Source organism: Tessaracoccus caeni, assembly GCF_029211185.1.
Classification (GTDB): Bacteria; Actinomycetota; Actinomycetes; order Propionibacteriales; family Propionibacteriaceae; genus Arachnia; species Arachnia caeni.
Genome location: NZ_JARGDO010000038.1, coordinates 1 through 7227, shown reverse-complemented (window position 1 = coordinate 7227; position 7227 = coordinate 1). Strand labels below are relative to the sequence as shown.

At 62.8% G+C, this 7227-nt stretch carries 3 protein-coding genes; 2 read left to right on the top strand and 1 reads right to left on the bottom strand.

What is annotated here, in order from left to right; translation table 11 throughout:
- Positions 1 to 85 precede the first annotated feature (85 nt).
- Complete coding sequence (locus P0D62_RS18735) at positions 86 to 1633, bottom strand: HNH endonuclease signature motif containing protein (protein ID WP_275704051.1); 1548 nt, start codon at positions 1631 to 1633, stop codon at positions 86 to 88.
- Positions 1634 to 2516: 883 nt separating this feature from the next.
- Between P0D62_RS18735 and P0D62_RS18730 the strand changes: the two genes are divergently transcribed.
- Both P0D62_RS18730 and P0D62_RS18725 read left to right on the top strand, forming a co-directional pair.
- Positions 2517 to 4712, top strand: a complete 2196-nt coding sequence (locus P0D62_RS18730) for a polyribonucleotide nucleotidyltransferase (RefSeq protein WP_275704050.1) — start codon at positions 2517 to 2519, stop codon at positions 4710 to 4712.
- A 185-nt stretch (positions 4713 to 4897) separates the two neighbouring features.
- Complete coding sequence (locus P0D62_RS18725; RefSeq protein WP_275704049.1) at positions 4898 to 7168, top strand: hypothetical protein; 2271 nt, start codon at positions 4898 to 4900, stop codon at positions 7166 to 7168.
- The last annotated feature ends 59 nt before the right edge of the window (positions 7169 to 7227 follow it).

Sequence of the window (7227 nt, the reverse complement as noted above, 5' to 3'; positions counted from 1 at the left end):
CATCAGCCTCCACCGCTACACCGGAGCAACCAACATCGCTAAAGCCCTCAGACACACCGCCAGACATCCCGACCGGGCCCTCAAACTACTCCTGACAACCTAAAACACGACTTTGACGGCACCCTGGGTCGGGGGTGAGCATGGTGGGGTTTCGCCATGGTGGTCGCGTGTCGTTTTCGGTGAGCTTCCAGGGTGGGATCGTGGACTTTGTCGCGGACGCTGTTTCCGGACCTTCTCCGAGTTTTGGTGCTGGCGCGGACTTCGGCGTAGACGCTACTTCCGGGTCTTTTCTGTGTGTTGGTTCCGGTTGCGGGCAGGGTGGTGCCTCGGTGTCGGGGGTCAGTTTTGCCTGTTGGAGTTGGTAGCGGCGGTGTTGTCGGGGTGTGCGTCTTGGGTCGATGTGTCGGGGTGGGGTGAACCACGGCAGCATTGTTGTCTTGTCGAGGTGGACTTCCCATTGGAGTTCTGGGGAGATGCTCTGGTCGGGTTCTACTACCCGATGGTGGTATGGACACACCAGGACTGCATGCTCTAGGTCAGTGTTCCCTCCATCGACCCACGGGATGATGTGGTGGCCTTGGCAGGCGGCGGGTGGGGCATCGCAGGAGGGGAAGGCGCAGCCCTGATCGCGAGAGGTTAGCAACTGTCGTTGGGGTTTGGTGAACAACCGCCTCGTGCGCCCAACATCTAATGGCTCGGAGTCGCCACCGAGGACGACCGGGATGATGCTGGCGTCGCAGCACATCCGTCGGGCGGTGCTGGGGGATATGGGTTGGCTGTTGTTGAGGAGTTCTGCTCTGCCTAGCCGGGCAGTGAGGTTGTCGAGGGTCATGGTGATCTGGATCTGTGGTCGGTCTCCTCCTTGGGCGGGCAGCTCGCCACTGTTCGCGGCGATCTGGATCAGCCGCACTAGGCCATCGGCTCTTCGTGCGTCCGGCGCTGGGGTCTCCGCGGTTGCACCGTATGAACTGATGGAGGGCATCAAGGCTTCGATTTGTGCTGCGAGGAGCGTTCCGTCTGTGATGGGGAGTTTCCCGGTGATGGTCATGGATCCGTGGAAGTCGGGTCGGATACGCAGGAACTGGTCTTGGTGCGCTTTTTGTTCTTCTCGTTCCAAGCGTTTCGCTTCCTCGGCTTCGGCTTCTTCGGGGTCGATGATTTCGGCCATGCGGGTGGCAAGGGTGCGGAGTTCTTTGGGTCCGAGTTCGTGGGCGTATTGCAGGCACTGGTTTTGACAGATCTCCAGATCAGTCTTAGTGAAGTGGGTGGGGAGTTTCTTCAACCCGGTGACGATCGCGTGGGCTTGTTCGATCGAGATGTATCCATCGCACAACGCTGTGTTGATGATCGGGAACCGTTCCGCCAGCTCGCTCGCGAGCCTGATCGCGGCTTTGGACTGGGCTTCGTTGAGGCGGGTGGATGACCGTATCTGGTCGAGTACGACGGCGGTGTCGAGGTGTTTGGCTTCGGTGAACAGCCGAAGCCGCAAGCCGGCGAGTTGGGCTTCTGTCTGGACGATGGTGTCGAACAGCGCGATCGCTTCGGCTGGTTGGTCGGGGTGGAGAGTGTGGAGGCAGTCCCACCCGGCAGCAAGAGTCTGCTGCGTGAGTTCTTGGAACTGTTCTACGGTCATGACATGAATTGTTCCAGTGACCTCTGACAGTTTCCCCGACAGAACTGGGCCTGCGGTGCCTGTTGCGTGTCACGGTTTTATAACTTGTTTTCCACTGTTTCGTAATTGGTGGTTGACAAGATTCCGGGTGGGTGTTATTTGGTGGTTGTGTTGTTAGGGATTCTCGGGTTGGCTCTTTTCGAGGCTTCGGCTTGGGGGCTCGTTCCTCGCCCTTGAGCCTTCGCACCTCAAAGAGCGTCATTAGTGCTCCGCGCTCGCCCTGATTGTCGAGGCTTCGGCTTGGGGGCTCGTTCCTCGCCCTTGAGCCTTCGCACCTCAAAGAGCGTGGTCTCCCTTCACGGTCTTTGAGGTGCGGAGCGCAGCGGAGCCTCGAAAAGACCCAGCGCGAGAATTCGCAGAAGGCTTGCTGCGGCGGGGCGCGTGGTGGTGGCCGGCTCTCCGGAGGGGGTGCTGACGCCCGAGCGGATACTGAGAGGTCTACGGCGTCCGGGCTCTGGAGTCGTTGCACCTGAAGAGCCAGGGGCCCAACCGTTCTCGAGGACGGTCGGTCGGGGGCTGGCAAGCGGGTTGTTCGTCAGTGGGCTGACTGAGGAGGCGACTGGAGGCACGTGCTCGACTTGGTCCCGAAGCCGCGTCGTTTTCGGGCATTCCGGGGTGAGCGGGTAGAATCTTGCGGTGGCGAGACCATCTCGCCGCACAATTCATCATCCTGCCGCCAAACGTCAGACGTCTGTCTGGTCCTCGGTAGTGGCCTTCGGGTGCCGCCTCTTGAGCTGAGAGGTGCCGGCCCCCGCGGGCTTCGATCGAAGACCTGGGAGACACGCGGCCTACTGTCGCCGCGCCTGTGCGGGAGGCGCACACTCCAACTGAAGGGAGCCTATCCGTGGAAGGATCGGGCATCGTTTTCACCGAAGCCGTCATTGACAACGGCAAGTTCGGCAAGCACACCATTCGTTTCGAGGCCGGTCAGCTGGCCCAGCAGGCCGACGGCTCGGCCGCCGTCTACATCGACGACGACACCATGCTGCTGTCGGCCACCACCGCGCAGAAGACCCCGCGCGATTCCATCGACTTCTTCCCCCTCACCGTCGACGTCGAGGAGCGCATGTACGCCGCGGGTCGTATCCCCGGCTCGTTCTTCCGTCGTGAGGGTCGTCCGGGCGAAGGCGCCATCCTGGCCTGCCGTCTGATCGACCGCCCGCTGCGCCCCGCCTTCGTGAAGGGCCTGCGCAACGAGGTCCAGGTCGTGGTCACCGTCCTCGCGCTGAACCCCGCCGTCATCTATGACGTGGTCGCGATCAACGCCGCGTCCATGTCCACCCAGCTGGCTGGCCTGCCGTTCTCCGGCCCCATCGGCGGCGTGCGCGTCGCGCTGATCGACAACCAGTGGGTCGCTTTCCCGACCGTCGAGCAGGTCGCCAAGTCCACCTTCCAGATGGTTGTTGCCGGGCGCGTGCTCGCCGACGGTGACGTCGCCATCATGATGGTCGAGGCCGGCGGCACCGACACCACCTGGGAACTGGTGCGTGCGGGCAAGCCTGCCCCCACCGAAGAGGTCGTCGGCGAGGGTCTCGAGGCCGCCAAGCCGTTCATCAAGGCGCTGTGCGACGCGCAGGCCGAGCTGGCCGCCAAGCTGCCGCGCGAGACCTACGACTTTCCCGTCTTCCTCGACTACCAGGACGACGTGTTCGCCGCCGTCGAGGAGCTGGCCGCCACCCGCGTCGCCGAGGCGATGACCATCGTCGGCAAGCAGGACCGCGACGACGCCACCCACGCCATCCGCGCCGACGTGCAGGCCCAGCTGGCTGAGCGTTTCGAGGGTCGTGGCAACGAGGTGTCCGCCGCTCTCAAGGCGCTGACCAAGAAGATCGTGCGCCATCGCACCCTCACCGAGGGCGTGCGCATCGACGGCCGCGGCCCCAGCGACATCCGCGAGCTCTCGGCCGAGGTGGCCGTGATCCCGCGCGTGCACGGCTCGGCCCTGTTCCAGCGTGGCGAGACCCAGATCCTGGGCGTCTCCACCCTGAACATGCTCGACATGGAGCAGAAGATCGACACGCTGGCGCCGGAGAACACCAAGCGCTACATGCACAACTACAACTTCCCGCCGTTCTCCACCGGTGAGACGGGCCGCGTCGGTTCGCCGAAGCGTCGCGAGATCGGCCACGGCGCCCTCGCCGAGCGCGCCCTGATCCCCGTGCTGCCGAGCCGCGAGGAGTTCCCCTACGCGATCCGTCAGGTCTCCGAGGCGCTGGGCTCCAACGGCTCCACCTCGATGGGCTCCGTCTGCGCGTCCACCCTGTCGCTGCTCAACGCCGGTGTGCCGCTGCGCGCCGCCGTGGCCGGCATCGCCATGGGCCTGATGAGCGAGGACGTCGACGGCGAGACCAAGTACATCGCGCTGACCGACATCCTCGGTGCGGAAGACGCCCTGGGCGACATGGACTTCAAGGTCGCCGGCACCAAGGACTTCGTGACCGCCCTCCAGCTGGACACCAAGCTCAACGGCATCCCCGCCGTCGAGCTGCAGAAGGCCCTGCTGCAGGCCCGCGACGCCCGCCACACCATCCTCGAGGTGATGGGCGAGGCCATCGACACCCCCGACGAGATGAGCCCGTTCGCTCCTCGGATCATCGCGGTGCGCATCCCGGTTGACAAGATCGGCGAGGTCATCGGCCCCAAGGGCAAGATGATCAACCAGATCCAGGACGACACGGGCGCCAACATCTCCATCGAGGACGACGGCACCGTCTACGTCGGCGCGGTCGACGGACCGGCGGCTGAAGCGGCCGTGGCGGCGATCAACTCGATCGCCAACCCGCACATGCCGGAGATTGGCGAGCGCTTCCTCGGCACCGTCGTGAAGCTCACCAGCTTCGGTGCGTTCGTCTCCCTGCTCCCGGGCAAGGACGGCCTGCTGCACATCTCGAAGCTGCGGTCGCTGGCCGGCGGCAAGCGCGTCGAGAACGTCGAGGACGTCGTCTCCGTGGGGCAGAAGCTCCAGGTGGAGATCACCGACATCGACGATCGCGGCAAGCTCTCGCTGAGCCCCGTGGTCGAGGAGTCCGACGCGGAGTGATCTGAACTGCTCCAGGAGACGGGGTCGCGCGGCACAAGCCACGCGGCCCCGTTTCTTGTTCCCTGCGTGTGGGCTCTGGCGGATGACAAATCTGTCTCGCTGGCTCGCGGGAGGCTCAACACCGATAGTCTGCGCGGAAACCGATGTCTTGGGTGGGAACTATGCGCAAATGTGTTCTGGGTCTGTTGTCGATTCTGCTCGCTGTCTCAGGAGTGCTCGGACTCCCGCCAAACGCGGTGGAGGCTCGTGCTGACGATGCTGTCACGCTGTCTGTGTCACCGTCGAAGCCGGTTCGGGGCGGGTCGTTCACGGTATCGGGGACGCTCTCGTCGAAGGTGAAGCGGCCAGTGGAGCTACAGGCGAAGGTTGGCGGGAAGTGGAAGAAGCTCGTCACAGGAAAGACTGATGCGAAGGGCAAGTTCTCGCTCAAAGCGACGACGTCCAAGTCGTCGCTGAGCCTTCGGGTTGTTGCTGTTAAGACCAAGGTCGGTAAGAAGACCTACGCGAAGGTCACTACCAAGAGCAAGAAGATCAGCACGGTCAAGCAGTCGATCTCGGCAGTCAAAGCCAAGCCAGCCAAGCCGATCAAAGGTGAGTCATTCGAGGTGACCGGGTCAGTGAACCTGAAGGTTGCTCGTCCGGTGGAGCTACAGGTGAAGGTTGACGGGAAGTGGACGAAGCTCGCGAGCGGAAAGACGGACAAGAAGGGAAGGTTCTCTCTCACGACGTCGACGAAGAAGTCGTCTCTGACGCTTCGTGTGGTGGCGCCGAAGAAGAAGGTTGGCAAGGTCGCCTACTCGAAGCTCACGGGCAAGTCTGTGACCGTGAAGACGGTCGCGCAATCGGTGACACTGTCGATCGCATCGTCGGCATATGTGAATCAGTCGGTCAACGCGAAGATCGCGGTCGCTCCTGCGCGGTCTGGGCGTCCCGTCCAGATCCAGGTGCTGGAGTCGGGGAAGTGGGTGGTCCTCGCGCAGGACGCGCAGGATGCGAAGGGGACAGCCGCCATACCGCTGGTTGCCGCGAAAGCCGGCAAGTATTCGTATCGGGCCCATGTCCCCGCGTGGCGCGGTGCGCCAGCGATCACCTCGGAAGCCGCGGAGGCAGCGATCAAGCCGGATGTGGTGAAGGTCGCTAAGGATGCCCGACCGCTGACCGATGAAGAAGCGTCCAGCATCGACAAAGTAAATGTTGAGTCCGGCACGGTCACGCTGAACTCACCGCCAGCTACCGCGAAGAGCATTGCCAAGGGCGATGTAATCGCGGTGCCGCCGACCGACGGCGCTTCCTCGGGAGCGCTGATGGTGGTCGAATCCGTAACGACCAAGGGCGCGACCACAACCCTGAAGACGAAGAACGCGAACCTGCCAGACATAGTCCAGAACGTTCCAGACGAGGCTTCTGAGATCGGGTTGAGCCTGGTATCAGCAAGCTTTGAGCCAACAGACGGTGTTATCGCCGAGAGCCTCCCGCAGCCCGCACGGCTACGATCGTCTGGTCTCACAACGACGGCAGAGAATGAACTAAAGCTCAAGGTCGAGAAGTCCGTTACCCAGGGCCCCATCAAGCTTGGTGTAGAGGGCGAAGCCTCCATCGCGCCGTTCGGAGAGATGGTCTTCGACATGGATTGGGGAAAGCTCAAGAACTACAAGCTGGGGGCCGGGGTCAAGGCTGATAGCAAGCTCACCGCGAGTATCGGGGCATCCCAATCCGCGAAGCCGGTGAGCCTCTCCTTGGGGGTCTTCAGGAGGATTTATGGCGGCATGATCGGGCCCGTTCCGGTCTGGCTTGAAGTCGAGTCTGAGATCGTGGCGGAGGTGAAGGCGACCGGAGCACTTGAGGTCGTGTCCGAGGTTTCCCTGTCTGGAGACTACGCGGCCGGTGTCATGAACAAGAGCGCGAGTTCGCTAAGCCCGAAGGTCTACGCCACGCACGGCAACACTCTGTCCAAGGGAACTGACCTCAAGTCCTCGGTCACCGTGGAGAATTTCAACGGACTCAAGGGCGGTATGTACCTGTATAGCGCCAAGGGTCCGTACTTCAGACTGGGAGGCCTGTGGGAGGCAAAGGCTGAAAAGAGCCAGAAAGACGGGCTGAAGTGCACCATCACCGGGGGCTCGATCGCAGAGGTAGGGATCGAGACCACGGAGCTTCTTGAGAAGCTCGCAGGCAAGTCCGAGAAGATGTCGCTCAGCAGTGCGAGGCAGGTCAAGACTGAGGTCCATTTGTGTTCCGGTTCGGCCCCAGGCATCCCGCTGGAGATCGAAACCAAGTCTCTTCCCGCTGCAACTGTTGGGGTGGCCTACAGCAGGACGTTGACCGCGACGGGAGGCTCCGCGCCGTACACCTGGAAAGCAACGGGCCTGCCAGCTGGGTTGAGTTTAAGGGCTCTTCATACCTGCGGTGGGTCGAGGGTGAGTCCTCCGCCGATGAGGAGCATGCGTAGTCGGTAGTTCTCGCGGTTGCGGAAGCCGCGGGCGATGCGGCGGTGGAGCTCGATCAAGCCGTTGAT